The organism is Microcoleus anatoxicus, from assembly GCF_042465725.1.
In the GTDB taxonomy this organism is placed as follows: domain Bacteria; phylum Cyanobacteriota; class Cyanobacteriia; order Cyanobacteriales; family Microcoleaceae; genus Microcoleus; species Microcoleus anatoxicus.
Map to the genome: position 1 here is coordinate 66,051 of NZ_CP120853.1, position 15,973 is coordinate 82,023.

Genomic DNA, 15,973 nt, shown 5'->3' on the forward strand with positions numbered 1-15,973 from the left:
TATCGCTGGGTGGGGGCTAAGAGGATTTGAACCTCCAACTTCTTCCCTAGAAAGGAAGCACTCTTCCATTGAGTTATAGCCCCCAAAAAGGTGGAACTGAGGGAGACTCGAACTCCCAACCTCTGCGATGATGTCGCAGTGCTCTTCCCCTTGAGCTACCAGTCCCAAATCTTAGAAATCGCTGATACTACATTATAGTTATATCAATTCCGGTAGCATCGGAATAATTATAGCAATCCTAAATCATTTGTATAATACTTGTAGGGGCAAAACCCCCGTGGTCGCCCCCATGAGGCTGGGATAGGCAAAGAAATGCACTACCCCTACATATTTGTACGACTCCTGCAAGGATTGCTATATTGGCCGGAATGAGGAGACTATTGTGGTGCAACTCAAGCTGTTTATAGTAACGCCAAAGGTAATGCTGAGAGTGTAGTCAGCTTCAATCAAACGGATAGCTGTTAGATCCCCGACTTCTTAAAGAAGTTGGAGATCTGGGTCTTTAGACCGGGGAATGTCAATTATTTCGAGAGACTAGCGAGAATGCTTTCCATTTCAGCAAGCTCGATCGCCCCTGAGAAGGTTTTGCCGTTCATGATAAAGAATGGAGTGCCTTCTATACCCAACTTTTGAGCTAGTTGCACGTCTTTCCCAATGGCGGCTTCGGCAGCGGGACTGTTGCGATCGCTGTTGAATTTATCTAATTTCAGATTGAGTTTTTGGGCGATAGATCCGTACAATTCCTCACCTAACTGTTTTTGTCCCTCAAACAAAGCATTGTAATATTCCCAGAATTTACCCTGCTGTTGGGCAGCCCAGGCTGCTTTAGCTGCTGGTAGGGCTTGAGGGTGAATGGAAGTCAAGGGAAAATGTTTGTAGGCTAAAGTAACTTTGTCCTGGTGTTTGGCCATAAACTGCTTGACAGTATCGTGAGCGCGGGCGCAAAACGGACATTGAAAATCGGAAAATTCTAACAGTACAATCTGTTGCGAGGTGGCACCGGTACTGGGAGAATCGCCGATGGCAGATTTAGGATTAGTTTTCATCTCCTGCAAAAATGACTGCTGCGCTGCTTTCAGAGTCTCTTGCTGTTGTTGCTGATATGCTTGTACCGATTCCAAAATTGCTTGCGGGTTTTCGCGGATGATTTGCAAGACTTGCTCTTTTAACTTGGGATCGACTGGATTTCCACCGGCTGACTGGGCGGGGGAACAACCGATGAATACTAGGCAAACTGCTAACAGTACACTAAAGCCCAGGGCTTGCTGGTGGCGGAGTTTTCGCCAAATAGAGGATATCTTCATCTTTTTTTTGCTAATTCACGGCAAGACTTAATCCTACATTGCGAATTGGGAATTGAGCAGGGGGCATCGGGAATTGGGCATTGGGGATTGGGAATTGGGGATTGGGAATTGGGGATTGGGACTTGGGCATCTTCGGCTCAAAGCATTGCTTTTAGTAACACGAATTAAGGGGTAGAATTTGGTGATTTTGGTATAAAATATTAAAGGGCGATCGCACTGACGATCGCCCTTTATTGGCTTTAAAGATTAACTTTTAGGCTTGTTTGAAAACCCGACTATTTGCGGTTGTTGAGCCACTTAGCAGCAACTATTCCTAAAATACCAGCCACCACGGGATTTCCTAAAAACTTCATCAAACTAGGCTGTTCGGCTAACACTTCTCGGAAAATATCCGGGTGATTGTGATAGGTAAACGAGGCTAATTTGGTAACATCGTCAGCATTCATCCGGCTAGCGTGGTGAGTTGAAAGCCCTAGCTGTTGTTCCAAGGTGCGATCGTTCAATCCTCTCTTGCTCAATTGCTTGAAAAATTCCCGCGCCACGTCATCCCGTTCGTTTGGTTTAATTTGGGCGATCGCTTTTTGCAATTCCGGTTCCAGTTGCGCCGGCGGCAAGGAGTCATGATTCAGAGAATTACCAAATAATTGTTTGCGCTGCTGGGGCGAGGTTCGCTGAGCAAAATCGTCAAAATTTTCGTATTCTTCCCCGGATGTTTCTGGCATCATTTCTCGATCGCCACTTGCCAAATCGCTCATGATTTGACGTTTATAATTATCGCTGCTACTCATCGTAATTTTTTCCCAATCTAAACAACATTTGTATCTCATCTAGACACTGTTTTGCCAATAATTAGCGGTAGAGTCAATCACTTATTGGCGACATTTACCATTAACTAATTCTGTCAATACTTGTATTCTATTTGATTTGATTGCTGGTCATACTTGGCAGTCAAAATCAGTTTTTTATCTGGCGCATACACCAAAACAGTTACATCTTGGTTAGGAAAATTCTTGTGAAAACCTTGTGCTAAAGATTTCGCCAAATCCTTGACTTCTGTAGGGCGGACTTGGGGGGTGATCGCAACTCCCAGCTTGTTGTTGTCGCGCACATAAGCATCTTGAACCAGTCCCTTAGCCGTCTTTGTTACCCATTGACCAAAATCTTGACCTGCGGCGGTATTCCCCTGTTCTAGCTGCGCGTAATTACCCTGAGTGCCACCAATGGCTACAGGTGTATTCATCGGTTTTTGAGCTGAAACGCTTGGGGTGCAAGCTGTGGTAAAACTGAGCATTAAAACCAAGAGTAGTCCCACAATTATTTGGCGACTTTGCTGAAATAAACTCATTTTTTTCCTCCTATTTTAAAAAAAATTGAAGAGTTGAAAGGGTCTGAGATTGAGACCCTTTCACCAAACCAAATGTTAGGCTTTGTCTATTACGTCTTTGACTGCATCTTTGGCGTCTTCGACAGTGTGGCTGGCTTCAGCTTGTTTTTGCTTGGCTTTGCCTTCAGCTTTATCCTTGGGATCGCCAGTAACATTGCCCAGAGCTTCTTGAGCTGCACCTTCGATATTTTTGGCAGTTGCCTTTGCTCTATCTTCAATACTCATTGGTTTCTCCTTGTCTGTATTTAGCTTTACAGTTTGTACATAAACTAATAATATTGATTGACTCTCTTATTTGCACTCCCTCTCTAGGTAGAAAGAAGTCAATCAATTTTTTTTGATGTTTGATTAAAAAATTGATGGAGGATGAATTAAATGACAATTTTTATGCTAAATTTTAAATTCAAAAATAGGTGCGAGCAAGACAGTATCTTGCTCGCACCTTCTTGCTTATTCCTGCTTACTAACGCGGTTGCCGATCCCTTCGACTTCGTGACAGTAGAATCAAGATAAACGTACTCGTTGCACATTCTGCCTTCTGCCTGCCTGCTGCTATGTATGGTGATGACATTCTTCATCTACTTTGTGCTGCATTTCTTCTTTCAACTGTTCCACAGCACGCATCGTGTTAGCATTGTCTTGTTTCTGCTGCCCCAGGGCTTTTTCGCTTTGCTCGGCGAGTAATTCCTGTTTGGATTTAGGTAAACTGACTTGGTTACTGGTGGCTGTCACGGTTGCATTTTCTTCAATATTCATTAGCCTTCATCCTTTTGTTTGACACAAATATTTTAAATGTGTTTAGATGCAATCTAAGCATAGATTAATACTAAGAGAAGTAAGAGTTATGTCCATCTGTCTGAAGGGAGATTGCGGCAAAGGTTTGAGGGCGATCGGCACTTGACCGTCCCAGGGGCAAAATACCAGCTAGTTACAGATCGAGAGGCTGTACCAATTGCAAAGTTTTGTTAAGGTAGGGTTAAACAATTTAGAAAAGAACAGTTAGCATTCCGATCGACTGTCCCAGATAGAACTAAAATTTATAAGTTAGTAAAATGTATGTCAAACCCTATGGGAGCAAGGAGCAGTAATCCCTTGAAAGCAGCCGTCCCCGATCGCCAGCCAATAAAAATAGGCGTGTTGCATTCGCTGACGGGCACCATGTCTGTCAGCGGAATTTCAGTTAAAGATGCGACGCTGCTAGCTGTTGAGGAAATTAATGCCAGCGGAGGAGTGCTCGGACACCCAGTGGAAGCAGTTATCGCAGATGGCGCAAGCGATTTGCAAACTTTTGCTCAAAAAGCTAAGCAATTACTCCTAGAACAACAGGTGGCGGTAGTATTTGGATGCTGGACTTCGGCCAGTCGCAAAGCGGTGCTTCCAGTGTTCGAGGAGTTCAATGGGTTGCTGTTTTATCCGTTACAGTACGAAGGACTCGAACAGTCTCGGCACATTTTCTACACTGGTGCTGCTCCCAATCAACAGATTGTACCTGGGGTGGATTACTTGCTGGGACTGTCGAAGCGGAAAATTTTTCTCCTGGGTTCGGATTATATTTTTCCCCGCACGGCAAATCAGATTGTGAAAGCTCAACTGGCGGCAGTCTCCGGGGTGTTGGCGGGGGAAGTTTATCTACCACTGGGTTCGAGGGATGTTGATGAGGCGATCGCCCATATTCTAGCAGTAAAACCCGATGCCATTCTGAACACTCTCAACGGCGATAGCAATGTGGCTTTTTTCCAAAAGCTGCGGGAAGCGGGAGTGACGGCGGATGAGTTGCCGGTGATGTCGGTAAGTGTAGCAGAGGAAGAAGTACGGGCGATCGGACCTGAAAACATTGCGGGCCATTTGGTAGTTTGGAACTATTTTCAAACAGTCGATACACCAGAAAATCGTGAATTTGTGAAAGCCTATAAAGAAAAATATGGGCAAGATCGAGTGACAGATGACCCCATCGAAGCTGCTTATTTGAGCGTTTATCTGTGGAAAAAAGCAGTAGAAAAAGCGGGTTCTATAGAAGTGACAAAAGTGAGGGAGGCTGCTAAAAATATTGAGTTTGCCGCACCCTCCGGCATGGTAAAAATAGATGCCAAAACGCAGCATACCTGGAAAACAGTGCGTATTGGAAAGGTGAGGTTAGATGGTCAAATTGAGGAGATTTGGAATTCTGGCGCATCGGTGAGTCCCGATCCTTTCCTGAAAAATTATCCTTGGGCGGCGGCACTGATTTCCAAGCAGATATCGGTGGGAACTCGCGCTTCTTTGATCGGGCTGTTTACGATCTTGGTATTGATAACTTGGATGGCCGTGGGCATCGGGTGGATCGGTGCTACGGAGATGCAAAACTATGTGCTGGCGATTAAATCAGCCTCAGTGGAGGGGGGAGTTTCTGACGAAGTAATGGCGGTGCTAGTGCAGCAGACTTTGCGGGTGGTGAGCCGCACTCAGCGTTGGCTGATGGGGGCTTGGATTTTGAGTTCGATCGCCGGCATAGTTGCTTTGGTGTCGGTTTCGGCACTGATTAGGAAGATTGGCTGGCTGCAAAAAACTGCATCCATGATTGCCAGCGGTGATTTGACGGCTCGATCGCCGATTATTGTTTCTAATGACGCGATCGGCGTGCTCTCTTCTACTCTCAATACAATGGCACAGCAAATTAGCAGTTTGCTCAACGGCTTGGAAGTCCGTCGCCAGCAGCTAGAGGAACGTAGCCGGGAATTAGAAATCGCTAAGGACGCTGCCGAAGCCGCCAACCGGGCTAAAAGTACATTTTTGGCAAATATGACCCACGAATTGCGAACACCTTTAAATGCGATTCTCGGCTATAGTGAGTTGCTGCAAGAAGAGGCTCAGGAACTAGGCGAAGAAGATTTTGTGATGGATTTAGCCAGCATTAATATAGCAGGCAAGCAGTTGCTAGGTATTATTAGCGACATCCTGGATATTTCTAAAATTGAGGCGGGAAAGATGACTCTATTTTTGGAGACTTTCTTGGTGTCAAATGTGGTGGAAGAAGTGGTAACTACCGTTAAACCCCAGGCGCTGAAAAATAGTAATACTCTGGTGGTGGATTGCCAGCCCAATCTGGGCACGATGCGGGCTGATGCTGCCAAAGTGCGGCAAGCGCTGCTGAATTTGGCGAGTAATGCTGCTAAGTTTACTAATCGTGGTCAAATTACGATTAGTGTTTGGAAGGAAGAAACGGCGGTTTTTCCTAGCCCACATTCCGAGGAAAAACTCAATGTTGAGTCTAGGTTTCACCCGCAGTCGATCGTGTTTCAAGTCAGGGATACAGGCATTGGTATGACTGAGGATCAGATGATGAATCTGTTCGGGGCTTTTTCCCAAGCGGATGACTCTACTACTCGCAAGTACGGCGGTACTGGTTTGGGGCTAATCATTAGCAAGAAGTTTTGCCAGATGATGGGGGGTGATATTAGTGTTGAGAGCGAGTTTCAAAGCGGTTCTACTTTTACGATCCGGTTGCCGGTGGTAGTTAAAATCGAAACAGAAGCTGGGGGCGATCTAGAATTAGAACATCAGTCTGATTTATATTCACAAATAGATGTAGTAGAAAACGAAAACATGGATGAAGTGAGAGCGGCTATTTCCCTAGAACCAAATTCTACAGTGTTGGTAATTGACGACGATCCAGACACACGGGATTTAATGACTCGCTGCTTGTCCAAACAGGGTTTTCAAGTGCATTCCTCCGCTAGCGGTGAAGGGGGGCTGCTGTTAGCTAAGGAGTTGCGGCCCGATGCGATTACTCTGGACGTCATGATGCCGAGCATGGATGGCTGGACGGTACTTTCTGCTTTGAAAGCAGACCCTGATTTGGCTGAAATTCCGGTGATTATGATGACTTTTTTGGACGACAAAAATCAGGGTTTTAAGTTGGGGGCTGCGGAGTATTTGAGGAAGCCTTTTGATTACAAACGTTTTGCAGCTTTGTTGAATAAATATCAGCAGCCACCCAATTAGTTAGTGGTTATTTGTTATTTGTTATTTGTTAGTTAATACTGTAGTTTTGGTTGAGGCAATCCTAAAGTGTATAGTCTGTCACAACTAACTAATAACAACTAACCAATAACCACGAAGGACAACTTAATCTAAAAATCCCATTAAAGTAGAGCTATCGTCAATGTCATTGGAGGCAATGGGGCGATTTCCACCCATGGTGGAGTAAACTTCATCAATGTGAAGAGTGCTGACACCCACAGGCCGCGCACCGGACATACTGAACATTTCACTGACTTGCATCGTGCTAGAGCCGATCGGGCGTCTCCCCAGGGTAGCGACTATTTCTAAGTCACTGGCTTCTACCGGGCGGTTGCCCACAATACCATAGGTTTCGCTGATTTGTAGGGTGTTAACGCCGATCGGGCGATTTCCCGAAATCGAGAGCGTCTCGCTGACGGTAAAGTCGTTTGGTCCCACAGGGCGGTGGGGCAAGGCAGGGGGTAGATAGAGTTGAATTCCTGTTGCTTTGGGCTCGCTAGCTGCTGTCGCTTCGCTCTTAGAAGCTGCTTTACCACGACGGGCGATCGCATTACCTTTACCTTTGGGGCTGAGAGTCATAATTTTTTTCCTTTTGAATTATTGGGCTTTTGATTGCTGGGTTCGGAAAGCGTCGGACTGGGACAACTGCTTTTCTAGGCTTTCTGCTTTCTATTTTGGTCAATGTTAAAATAGTATTATAAACTCTAACAAGTTTCTCAACTAAATTGCAAATTAATTGCATTTTTGTTAATATTTATTAGTAATAGCTACATTTTCCTATGGTAACTGCGGCAGCATCTTTTCAATTACAAGCGCCCTTTGAGCCTACAGGCGACCAACCGGTAGCGATCGCCCAACTCGTCCACACCATCCAAGCGGGCGATCGATTTCAAACCTTACTCGGAGCCACAGGTACAGGCAAAACCTTTTCCATTGCAGCCGTGATAGAAAAGATCGGCAAACCTACCTTAGTGCTCGCCCATAACAAAACCCTTGCCGCTCAACTTTGCAACGAACTGCGTAATTTTTTCCCCAACAATGCAGTCGAATATTTTGTCAGTTATTACGACTATTATCAACCAGAAGCCTACATCGCCGTCAGCGATACTTACATTGAAAAAACCGCAGCAATTAACGACGAGATCGATATGCTGCGGCACTCAGCCACGCGATCGCTCTTTGAACGTCGCGATGTCATAGTCGTAGCATCCATTAGCTGCATCTACGGTTTAGGAATGCCCGCCGAATACCTGAAAGCAGCTATCCCTTTGCGAGTAGGAATGGAAGTCAATCAGCGACAAGTTTTGCGAGATTTAGTTAACGTCCAATACAGCCGCAATGACATAGATTTAGGTAGAGGCAAATTTCGCGTCAAAGGCGACGTGTTAGAAATTGGCCCCGCCTATGAAGATAGAATTATCCGCGTAGAATTCTTCGGGGACGAAATCGATGCCATTCGCTACGTGGACCCAGTGACAGGTAAAACAATTCAACAAGTAGAATCTTTAAACATTTATCCAGCCCGCCACTTTGTCACGGCAGAAGATAAATTAGAGGCTGCTTGTCAAGGCATAGAACTTGAATTGGAAGACAGGCTGGTAGCATTGGAAAAAGAGGGTAAACTATTAGAAGCTCAGCGGATAGAACAGCGCACCCGCTACGATTTGGAAATGCTGCGAGAAGTAGGTTACTGCAACGGAGTTGAAAATTACTCGTGGCATTTAGCAGGCAGAAATGCCGGGGAACCGCCGGAATGTTTGATTGATTATTTTCCCAAAGATTGGATGTTGGTGATAGATGAATCCCACGTCACAGTGCCGCAAATTCGAGGAATGTATAACGGCGACCAAGCGCGCAAAAAAATATTGATCGAACACGGTTTTCGTTTGCCTAGTGCGGCCGATAATCGCCCTTTGAAAGCAGAGGAATTTTGGCAAAAAGCTAATCAGTGCATTTTTGTGTCGGCAACGCCGGGAGATTGGGAAATTGAAATTTCAGAAGGCAGAGTTGCCGAACAGGTGATCCGCCCGACAGGAGTAATCGATCCGACGATATTTGTACGTCCCACGGAGGGTCAAATTGATGACTTGTTGGGTGAAATCAAAGAAAGAGTTAGTCGGAACGAGCGGGTTTTGGTGACTACTTTAACGAAGCGGATGGCGGAAGATTTAACTGAATATTTGCAGGAGAGGGGGATTAAAGTCCGGTATTTGCACTCGGAAATTCAGTCGATCGAACGGATTGAAATTATCCAAGATTTGCAGGATGGAAAGTTTGATGTTTTGATTGGGGTGAACTTGTTGCGGGAGGGTTTGGATTTGCCGGAGGTGTCTCTAGTTGTCATTTTGGATGCGGATAAGGAGGGGTTTTTGCGATCGGGACGTTCTTTGATTCAAACTATTGGGCGGGCGGCGCGGCACATTCAGGGACAGGCGATTTTGTATGCGGATAATTTGACGGATAGTATGGTTAAGGCGATCGATGAAACCGATCGCCGTCGGGGCATCCAGTTGGCGTATAATAAGATGCACGGGATTACGCCGCAGCCGATCGCGAAAAAGCGATCGAGTAATGCGATTTTGGCATTTTTGGACGTGTCGCGGAAGCTGAATTCTCAGCAGTTGGAGGAGGTTTACGAACACGCAAACGAGTTATCTTTGGATGAGATTCCTGATTTAATTAAGCGGTTGGAAACGCAGATGAAGGAGGCGGCGAAGAAGTTGGAGTTTGAGGAGGCTGGTAAATTGCGCGATCGCATTAAGCATTTGCGGGATAAGCTATTGGGACATTAAGGAAGAGTGGGAGGATATGATGTTCGATCGCATTACCTTCGATCCGAAGTATAAAGTATTAAGATCAATGCCATGACTACACCGACTCGCTTAGAGTTTCCCATCGCTAAAGCTCAATATCTATTCGCCAGTGCCACTGAACCAGGAAAAGGAGGAGATAAGCAGAAATTCTGGCGGGAGGTGATGCGGTTTGAGTCACCGGAGGCGATTCGAGACGCAATTATAGCCCAAATCTCGCTAGAATTGTTACAGCCAGTCGGGCAGAATGACTATGGACAACGCTACGAAGCTATTATTTTAGTTACAGGGCGATCGGGAGTATCTTGGCAAATCCGTACAGGTTGGATTGTTTTATTTGGTGAAGATATGGCTAGATTTGTTACCGCATTTCCTCAACGCTTTGGGAGACAGCAATGAGCAAATTTCAGTTATTGGATGCAGTGACTTTAACCGAAGCAGTCGCTCTGGCAGATGGCGGAGTTGCACCCCCAGAAACGGTCGGGGCGATTGTTGAGGTATTCAAAAACGGTGAAGCTTATTTAGTCGAGTTATTTGGTGGATGGGTGAAAGCAGAAGTTGGCGGAGATTTTGTTCCCGCAACTCAGGATCAGCCAGAATCATTTATGGAAACGATAGGTGTTGAAACAGTTTATCCGCATCAATTACAATTAGTAAAATCTGCCAGCGAACTTATGGGAGTTAGAGAGCGTTTACTGTCGGTTTTAAATAATTTATCTGAAGAGTTGGTGGCTGAAGTCTGCGACTTTGCGGAGTTTTTGCAGGAAAAAGAGCAAAAAGTGCGATCGCATTAAGCATCTGCGCGATAAACTGTTAGGTCATTAAGGAATAATTGAAAAATTGAATAGAGCTTTCAGTCCATTGGCGATCGGCTGATACTCTTCAGGAGTTAAAGTGCCAAGATAGCGCGATACTCGTCGCATATCTACAGCACGTATTTGATCCAGCAATACTGTCGAGTCGGAAATGAGATTTCCCACTCCTGCCGGAAGGCTTGGGTATAAGATGGGATTTTGTGCAGCCCAATTTCCTGATTGTCTGGTTATCGGCACAACAATTACCAGCGGAAAACGTATCGCACCTGTTTGACTGGGTATCCCGACTACTAAAGCAGGACGTTTTCCTTGCTGTTCGTGAAATGGAGGTATTTGAGGGGCGAAATCAACCAGTACAATATCCCGGAGGGTTATATTAGACACTGGATTTTTCGACCCCTTCTTCTTCAACAATAACGCAACCTACCCCAGGTAGATAGCGCACGGCTTTACCAAGTGTCATGGGGTCTACATCTCCCCAATCATAGGGTGGAATTTCACCTTCTAGGTAAAGTTCGCGCCAAGTTGAGTTTTCCAACTCTTCGTCAGAAATATCAGGGAAAAGTATGAGCACTTCTCCAATACCGACAGGAAAACCATTGAGTTTGCTCAAGCCATCGATTACGGTAGCTAGAAGGGATAAGTCTATCTGGTGCAGATTTTCGGCTTTTTGGATCAGTTGGTAGATGGTTTCAGGATTGACTGTTTCGGGGATTACTTCTACCAAGCTGTCAGGGGTGAAACCTCGACTCTTAAGGTATTCAGCTAGTTGCAAACGAATTGTACTCATAGTTTTTGTGAGTAAAAATTTTTAGGCTAAAGTGCGATCGCCTTTTACCATTTTCCTATTTTTTGGATGGAAAGGGCGATCGTACTTTCTATGAGATTCCTAGTCTGTCTGCTGCATATTCGCGATCGTGCCCAGAGGAGGTAATGCCGTAAATTTTGGGCGGACATCCGGCATCTCCGGCTTCTTCGGCAATTGTCGAAAAAAGTTTTGTTACATCGCTATATTTGAACACCTCGTCAAGCTGATAGCTTAATCTTTTACTTCTTCCGTTTCTTTGAAAATATCCTCATCATCTTCAATTTCATCAGATTCTTCTTCATCTTCCTCAAAAGAGTCAAGCGAATCTCGAACTTCAGCAAAAGAATCATCCGATTCAGAAGATTTTTCTATCTGCTCATCAATAAATTCAACTTCCGGTAATATCACATGAAAATCTTTTCTCCAAACGGAAATCAAAGATTCATTCCAGTTAACCTCGCTGCTGACATCATCTCTAGTACGTTTTATCAAGTCTCTCACGCCCTCAGAGGAATCTAGCAATATCATTCTAACCAGATCTATACATTTATCAGTCCCAGAACCTGTAGTGATCATGGTTAGTTTTTCATTGGATCGCACTAGAACACTAGACCAATGGGGTGCATTTCGGTTAAAAAATCCCTCTTTATCCATTTTAGTAATACTAAGCGATATCGCATCAAGAATCGCTGGAATACGGTACTCTATTCTTATCTTAAGTAGGAACCTTGAAACAGCGGAAAAAAGAATTTTTTGCCCTAATATAGTATACAAAATGTTAGAATCTCGTAATTCTTTTATAGTTGCTTTTTGGTTTGCACTTAATCTAGATTGCTCCGGTTGAGTAGGAATATTGATACCAACGTAATTAATCTGTGCTACCCAATCCTTGAATGGCTGAAGTTCAGTGAAAAACCACTTAAGCAATGCTTTTGTACTTATTTCAGGAAGTTTAGGATGAGACTCGTAATAATTTTCCAGAGCCATATTACGCTCAGTTGGTGAATAGAATGATTTCTTTAAAGCTTGCTTCTGATAATCTTTCAATAGTTCAATAGTACATTGGCTAACCAAATCTAGAGTCGTTAGATAGGGTTCTGATTGGGTCAAGTTTCTTGATTTGGAAGACCATTTAACAAATTTATCTTCAAGCACTTCTTCCTCTAAAAGTTTTCTAGGAATCAATGCTGATATTTTACTGTCATCCAGCAATAATTGAGTTTGTTTATCGATTGATTTTGCCGTCTTGTTGATCACTGTAAAAATATTGCGAGTTGCTTTGATTATTTCATCTCTTACTGTTTCGCTTAAGTCTGCATGACCAACTCTACCAAGATTACCAAATACTAGATAAACAACTGGTATGTCAAAAGTTTCGTCGCACTTAAAATTCTCATTTATTTGTTGAGGACTTAAAGGCTCTTTTTTAGTATAGGCGTTCCAGTATCTCTTTAATGAAAGAAGTCTATGTTGACCATCAATTACAATTCTAGCTACGTTTTTATATAGCTTTAAATTGACCCATTTTTCAACAGTTTTTCCCTGACTACTAACTTCAGAAAAATCCCAAAACTCTCTTTGGTTATTCGAGTTTGGCAAAAGTACAACTACAATTGAATTAAAAAAGCGAATTCCACCCTGTGCTAGGTAAGAAAATATTTCTGTATTCGCTCTGTTTTCATCTAGTTTTCTCTGAACTCTTTCAGAAAAGCTCCAACTGCCTTGAATTTCATCAGCAAATCTAATATTTTCAACTGCATCACTTTGATCTAGAGTTGTTATGAAGTACCTAACTTCACCAAATTTACCACTGATTGCCTTATATTCTATCGTCTCTGGAGACTGATTATCTAATTCCATTTTCTAACTACTCTGTGTATTAAACTTAGGTTGACATAGTTGAATTAACAGACTTTCTAACTCTCTAGAAATGTTTTTGGGGCAAGGTAAACAAACGAATAAAAATTTATCAGGGGATCTGGAGTTTCCGTACCTTGATAAAAAACCATCGTCTCGATCCAAATGTTGGATAAATCTATCTCTTAAGTTGCTTGCTGTGCCGATGTAATCGGGGCGTTGGAAAATGCTACATGAGATCAGAAGACTTTTTAAAATTCTTCGTTCTTTAGGCTGAGAAACCGCTTGGATAAATTGCCCCATTTTTTGAGACAAACCCACTGACTCTCCACAAGTATCGACAATAAACTTACTTCTATTATCTTTTTCAGAAAATTTTGTTTTAAATACTGTATTTTTTAAACGATTATCTACACCATCAGACAACTTATTTTCTAAAAAATCAAAAGCGTGATAAAAAGCATAAATCCCGGATTTTTCAGGAAGATCGTCTGCTGCGGATATAGTTGCTGTTACTACAGTAAAATTTTTAAAAAAGTTGTCGTGGACTGTTTCTTCCATAGAGTATAATTTGAAAAAGTACCGCTCACTTTTAACAATCAGAAGTATCTCACTTTTACTGCATGGCTGGATGAAGCTGTAATAACTCGTAACACATCCGCAATAGAGCGATCGCCTTTTACCATTCTCTTATTTTATCGATGAATTGGCAGGTTGATCGCCCTTCACACCACCCAAACCAACTACTTACTCAATACCACAGCATCCGTACTGCTAGCAAAAGCCGGACGAATAAACTCCTCTTTCTCGAACAGCGTGATGTAACCCTTATCTACAGCTAGCTGCATCACTTCCTGAAGAAAACCTCTGAGTGTATTTAATACGTGAGTGCGATCGAACTCAAAAACCTTTTCCCAGCAGGAAGTTCCAAACTTGCTCAAAGTACAGCTAATGCGATCGTCCGTGGGTACTAACTTGATACTTAGCGTACAACTTTCAGCAAAATCTATTTCTATTGGCTTACCTTGTGACAATTTCTTAATTTGTTCAGGGAGATCATCCTCCAAAATCATACAAATATCAGGGTCTAAAAATACCTGTATTTTCTCATCACCTATTTCTATTGATACTTTATGGTCGTATTCAAAACAAAAACGCCGGATAGCCATTTCAAAATGACTAAGTTCTCCCAAAGGATCTTCTGGAGGAGCGGCGTAATTTTCTAAGAAACGTTCTCCTAATTTAAAATGAAATTTTTGACTGTTATTCATACTCGCTCCTCCTATTTAATTATGAAAAATTTTAACTCTTTAGTACAGGATAACCGTACTTCAGCGTGCCATTAGGATTTCTTTTTATTTTTGCGCAAGTAACATTCTCAGTTATCGTTCCATCAGGATGGTAAACTATACCAATGGGACGTTGAAAATCAATGATATATTTACCGGAATATTTTGGTATCAATTGCTCGGCTATTATCCAATCCTCTGAATCTAGCCATTGTCCTTGATCCTTGTTGGAACTTGTCGCTCTTCCCATAAGTTCATGGGGTTTAAGTTTGGGGCCGTGATGGCGAGCAATATGGTCGTAAGCTTTCGTTGATTTAGGATTGTTCCACTGGGGTTCTACTCCTTTACCTGTCCATTCACACCCACTGCCAACTTCTACGCTTGAATTTATTATATCCTGTTCTATAATTTCTGCCACTTCGGTATTTTTGGGATTACTACAACATACATAATATTAAAAAAGTGGTAAGTTGGGCGAAGTAAAACCTAATGTTCGTCACCTCAACCCAACCTAATAATAGCAAATCCCGGTTAAATCCTCCCTCAAACTCTTAGTCTCGCGTTGCGCGGACATTGTTTGTGTAGAAGCGGTTTCAACCGCCGATTGAACCTACGGTGTCGGATTCGGATACTTAGCGTGCACCGCATCGATTTCTGCCACAATCTCCCGATCCAAATTCACCTCCAAACTACTAAGATTTTCCTCCAACTGTTCGAGGCTGGTTGCACCAATAATTGTGCTCGTCACAAACCAGCGCGATCGCACATAGGCCAAAGCCATCTTCGCCGGACTTAAATTGTATTTAGCAGCAATCTCAACATACGCTTTCACCGCATCATTCAGATTAGTTTTATCATAACGCTGACCGAAACCAGCGAACAAAGCCAGTCGCGAATTTTCCGGTATTCCATTCAAGTATTTACCAGTCAATAGCCCAAACCCCAAAGGACTATAAGCCATCAATCCCACATTATTAAAACGGCAAGTTTCCGCTAAATTCATGTGAAAAGTCCGATTGCTCAAACTGAAAGCATTCTGAATCGAAACAACCTTCGGCAACCCATGTTTTTCGGCCAAATTGCAAAACTCGCAAACTCCCCAAGGAGTCTCATTGCTCAAACCCAAATAGCGGATTTTCCCAGCTTTAATTAAATCAGCAAACACCTCTAACTGTTCCAGAATAGGTATAGTTTCCTGTTCTTGGGCGATGTCGTAATCCGGCGCGCCAAATAGTGGCACATAGCGATCGGGCCAGTGGATCTGATAGAGGTCGATGTAGTCCGTTTGCAAGCGTTTGAGACTGTCATTCAGTGCTGTTTCGACATTTTGGCGATCGATCTGATTTTTCCCTTCCCGAATCCACTTTAATCGAGAACTGCGCCCAGCTATTTTAGTAGCTAAAATGACTTTATCCCGCTGCTGCTTCACCAACCATGCACCGATATATTCCTCTGTTTTCCCCTGAGTTTCTGGCTTAGCTGGGACAGGATACATTTCGGCTGTATCAATAAAATTGACACCTCTGTATGTGGCAAAATCGAGTTGTTGCGCCGCTTCCTCCACAGTATTTTGCTGACCATAAGTCATCGTACCCAAACAGATTTCCGATACTAATAAATCGCTGTCGCCGAGCTGCTTGTATTCCATGAGTTTGATTTCGTAAAAATTATCTGATTCTATTTTAGCGGAAGATTATGACCTCGTTG

The 15,973-nt window shown here is 43.3% G+C and carries 18 protein-coding genes and 2 tRNA genes; 4 read left to right on the forward strand and 16 right to left on the reverse strand.

The features are described from left to right. Window positions 1-11 precede the first annotated feature (11 nt). From P2A85_RS00265 to P2A85_RS00295, 7 genes are all read right to left on the reverse strand, one after another. Window positions 12-83: transfer RNA gene (locus P2A85_RS00265), tRNA-Arg, on the reverse strand. An 8-nt stretch (window positions 84-91) separates the two neighbouring features. Then, window positions 92-166, reverse strand: a tRNA-Asp gene (locus tag P2A85_RS00270). A gap of 355 nt (window positions 167-521) precedes the next feature. Beyond that, on the reverse strand, window positions 522-1,304 hold the full coding sequence (locus P2A85_RS00275; protein ID WP_377476949.1) for a DsbA family protein: 783 nt from the start codon (window positions 1,302-1,304) through the stop codon (window positions 522-524). A 275-nt stretch (window positions 1,305-1,579) separates the two neighbouring features. Further along, window positions 1,580-2,092 (reverse strand): hypothetical protein, encoded by a 513-nt coding sequence (locus P2A85_RS00280; protein WP_377476950.1) that lies wholly within the window; start codon window positions 2,090-2,092, stop codon window positions 1,580-1,582. 113 nt (window positions 2,093-2,205) lie between these two features. Further along, entirely contained in the window at window positions 2,206-2,649 is a 444-nt protein-coding gene (locus P2A85_RS00285; protein ID WP_377476951.1) for a hypothetical protein, read from the reverse strand. A 75-nt stretch (window positions 2,650-2,724) separates the two neighbouring features. Continuing rightward, complete coding sequence (locus P2A85_RS00290; RefSeq protein ID WP_340522882.1) at window positions 2,725-2,913, reverse strand: CsbD family protein; 189 nt, start codon at window positions 2,911-2,913, stop codon at window positions 2,725-2,727. 327 nt (window positions 2,914-3,240) lie between these two features. Further along, the gene (locus P2A85_RS00295; protein ID WP_377476952.1) at window positions 3,241-3,420 is read right to left on the reverse strand and encodes a hypothetical protein; all 180 of its coding nucleotides are present in this window, start codon (window positions 3,418-3,420) and stop codon (window positions 3,241-3,243) included. A gap of 324 nt (window positions 3,421-3,744) precedes the next feature. Here P2A85_RS00295 and urtA point away from each other — a divergent pair, with 324 nt between their 5' ends. Next, window positions 3,745-6,669, forward strand: coding sequence for an urea ABC transporter substrate-binding protein (gene urtA / locus P2A85_RS00300; protein WP_377476953.1), 2,925 nt, complete (start codon window positions 3,745-3,747; stop codon window positions 6,667-6,669). 123 nt (window positions 6,670-6,792) lie between these two features. Here the strand turns inward: urtA and P2A85_RS00305 are convergent, their stop codons facing one another. Next, a complete protein-coding gene (locus tag P2A85_RS00305; protein WP_377476954.1) occupies window positions 6,793-7,266 on the reverse strand; it encodes a hypothetical protein in 474 nt (157 codons plus the stop codon). Window positions 7,267-7,466: 200 nt separating this feature from the next. Between P2A85_RS00305 and uvrB the strand changes: the two genes are divergently transcribed. The 3 genes from uvrB (at window position 7,467) to P2A85_RS00320 (ending at window position 10,291) form a co-directional block, all read left to right on the forward strand. Next, window positions 7,467-9,479, forward strand: a complete 2,013-nt coding sequence (gene uvrB / locus P2A85_RS00310; protein ID WP_377476955.1) for an excinuclease ABC subunit UvrB — start codon at window positions 7,467-7,469, stop codon at window positions 9,477-9,479. Between the two features lie 72 nt (window positions 9,480-9,551). Continuing rightward, the gene (locus tag P2A85_RS00315; RefSeq protein WP_377476956.1) at window positions 9,552-9,896 is read left to right on the forward strand and encodes a DUF6883 domain-containing protein; all 345 of its coding nucleotides are present in this window, start codon (window positions 9,552-9,554) and stop codon (window positions 9,894-9,896) included. Beyond that, complete coding sequence (locus tag P2A85_RS00320; RefSeq protein WP_341734739.1) at window positions 9,893-10,291, forward strand: DUF2281 domain-containing protein; 399 nt, start codon at window positions 9,893-9,895, stop codon at window positions 10,289-10,291. The genes P2A85_RS00315 and P2A85_RS00320 overlap by 4 nt, the downstream gene beginning before the upstream one ends. A gap of 27 nt (window positions 10,292-10,318) precedes the next feature. Here P2A85_RS00320 and P2A85_RS00325 read toward each other — a convergent pair whose 3' ends face one another. From P2A85_RS00325 to P2A85_RS00360, 8 genes are all read right to left on the reverse strand, one after another. Next, window positions 10,319-10,696, reverse strand: coding sequence for a type II toxin-antitoxin system PemK/MazF family toxin (locus P2A85_RS00325; RefSeq protein WP_377476957.1), 378 nt, complete (start codon window positions 10,694-10,696; stop codon window positions 10,319-10,321). Further along, complete coding sequence (locus P2A85_RS00330) at window positions 10,689-11,102, reverse strand: hypothetical protein (RefSeq protein WP_340522875.1); 414 nt, start codon at window positions 11,100-11,102, stop codon at window positions 10,689-10,691. The genes P2A85_RS00325 and P2A85_RS00330 overlap by 8 nt, the downstream gene beginning before the upstream one ends. Window positions 11,103-11,190: 88 nt before the next feature. After that, window positions 11,191-11,334, reverse strand: a complete 144-nt coding sequence (locus P2A85_RS00335; protein WP_377476958.1) for a hypothetical protein — start codon at window positions 11,332-11,334, stop codon at window positions 11,191-11,193. Between the two features lie 17 nt (window positions 11,335-11,351). After that, entirely contained in the window at window positions 11,352-12,980 is a 1,629-nt protein-coding gene (locus tag P2A85_RS00340) for a DGQHR domain-containing protein (protein ID WP_377476959.1), read from the reverse strand. A gap of 3 nt (window positions 12,981-12,983) precedes the next feature. Continuing rightward, on the reverse strand, window positions 12,984-13,538 hold the full coding sequence (locus P2A85_RS00345; protein ID WP_377476960.1) for a GIY-YIG nuclease family protein: 555 nt from the start codon (window positions 13,536-13,538) through the stop codon (window positions 12,984-12,986). A 182-nt stretch (window positions 13,539-13,720) separates the two neighbouring features. Beyond that, complete coding sequence (locus P2A85_RS00350; protein WP_377476961.1) at window positions 13,721-14,248, reverse strand: hypothetical protein; 528 nt, start codon at window positions 14,246-14,248, stop codon at window positions 13,721-13,723. Between the two features lie 31 nt (window positions 14,249-14,279). Next, complete coding sequence (locus tag P2A85_RS00355; RefSeq protein ID WP_340522869.1) at window positions 14,280-14,684, reverse strand: hypothetical protein; 405 nt, start codon at window positions 14,682-14,684, stop codon at window positions 14,280-14,282. Between the two features lie 192 nt (window positions 14,685-14,876). Next, a complete protein-coding gene (locus P2A85_RS00360) occupies window positions 14,877-15,914 on the reverse strand; it encodes an NADP(H)-dependent aldo-keto reductase (RefSeq protein ID WP_377476962.1) in 1,038 nt (345 codons plus the stop codon). Window positions 15,915-15,973: the final 59 nt, after the last annotated feature.

What these genes read in the sequence shown, in the direction of transcription:
- P2A85_RS00360 (WP_377476962.1), bottom strand. Translation starts at nt 15,914, where the DNA reads ATGGAATACAAGCAGCTCGGCGACAGCGATTTATTAGTATCGGAAATC.
- P2A85_RS00330 (WP_340522875.1), bottom strand. Translation starts at nt 11,102, where the DNA reads ATGAGTACAATTCGTTTGCAACTAGCTGAATACCTTAAGAGTCGAGGT.
- uvrB (WP_377476955.1), top strand. Translation starts at nt 7,467, where the DNA reads ATGGTAACTGCGGCAGCATCTTTTCAATTACAAGCGCCCTTTGAGCCT.
- P2A85_RS00280 (WP_377476950.1), bottom strand. Translation starts at nt 2,092, where the DNA reads ATGAGTAGCAGCGATAATTATAAACGTCAAATCATGAGCGATTTGGCA.
- P2A85_RS00290 (WP_340522882.1), bottom strand. Translation starts at nt 2,913, where the DNA reads ATGAGTATTGAAGATAGAGCAAAGGCAACTGCCAAAAATATCGAAGGT.
- P2A85_RS00340 (WP_377476959.1), bottom strand. Translation starts at nt 12,980, where the DNA reads ATGGAATTAGATAATCAGTCTCCAGAGACGATAGAATATAAGGCAATC.
- P2A85_RS00315 (WP_377476956.1), top strand. Translation starts at nt 9,552, where the DNA reads ATGACTACACCGACTCGCTTAGAGTTTCCCATCGCTAAAGCTCAATAT.
- P2A85_RS00285 (WP_377476951.1), bottom strand. Translation starts at nt 2,649, where the DNA reads ATGAGTTTATTTCAGCAAAGTCGCCAAATAATTGTGGGACTACTCTTG.
- P2A85_RS00275 (WP_377476949.1), bottom strand. Translation starts at nt 1,304, where the DNA reads ATGAAGATATCCTCTATTTGGCGAAAACTCCGCCACCAGCAAGCCCTG.
- P2A85_RS00345 (WP_377476960.1), bottom strand. Translation starts at nt 13,538, where the DNA reads ATGGAAGAAACAGTCCACGACAACTTTTTTAAAAATTTTACTGTAGTA.
- P2A85_RS00350 (WP_377476961.1), bottom strand. Translation starts at nt 14,248, where the DNA reads ATGAATAACAGTCAAAAATTTCATTTTAAATTAGGAGAACGTTTCTTA.
- urtA (WP_377476953.1), top strand. Translation starts at nt 3,745, where the DNA reads ATGTCAAACCCTATGGGAGCAAGGAGCAGTAATCCCTTGAAAGCAGCC.
- P2A85_RS00320 (WP_341734739.1), top strand. Translation starts at nt 9,893, where the DNA reads ATGAGCAAATTTCAGTTATTGGATGCAGTGACTTTAACCGAAGCAGTC.
- P2A85_RS00305 (WP_377476954.1), bottom strand. Translation starts at nt 7,266, where the DNA reads ATGACTCTCAGCCCCAAAGGTAAAGGTAATGCGATCGCCCGTCGTGGT.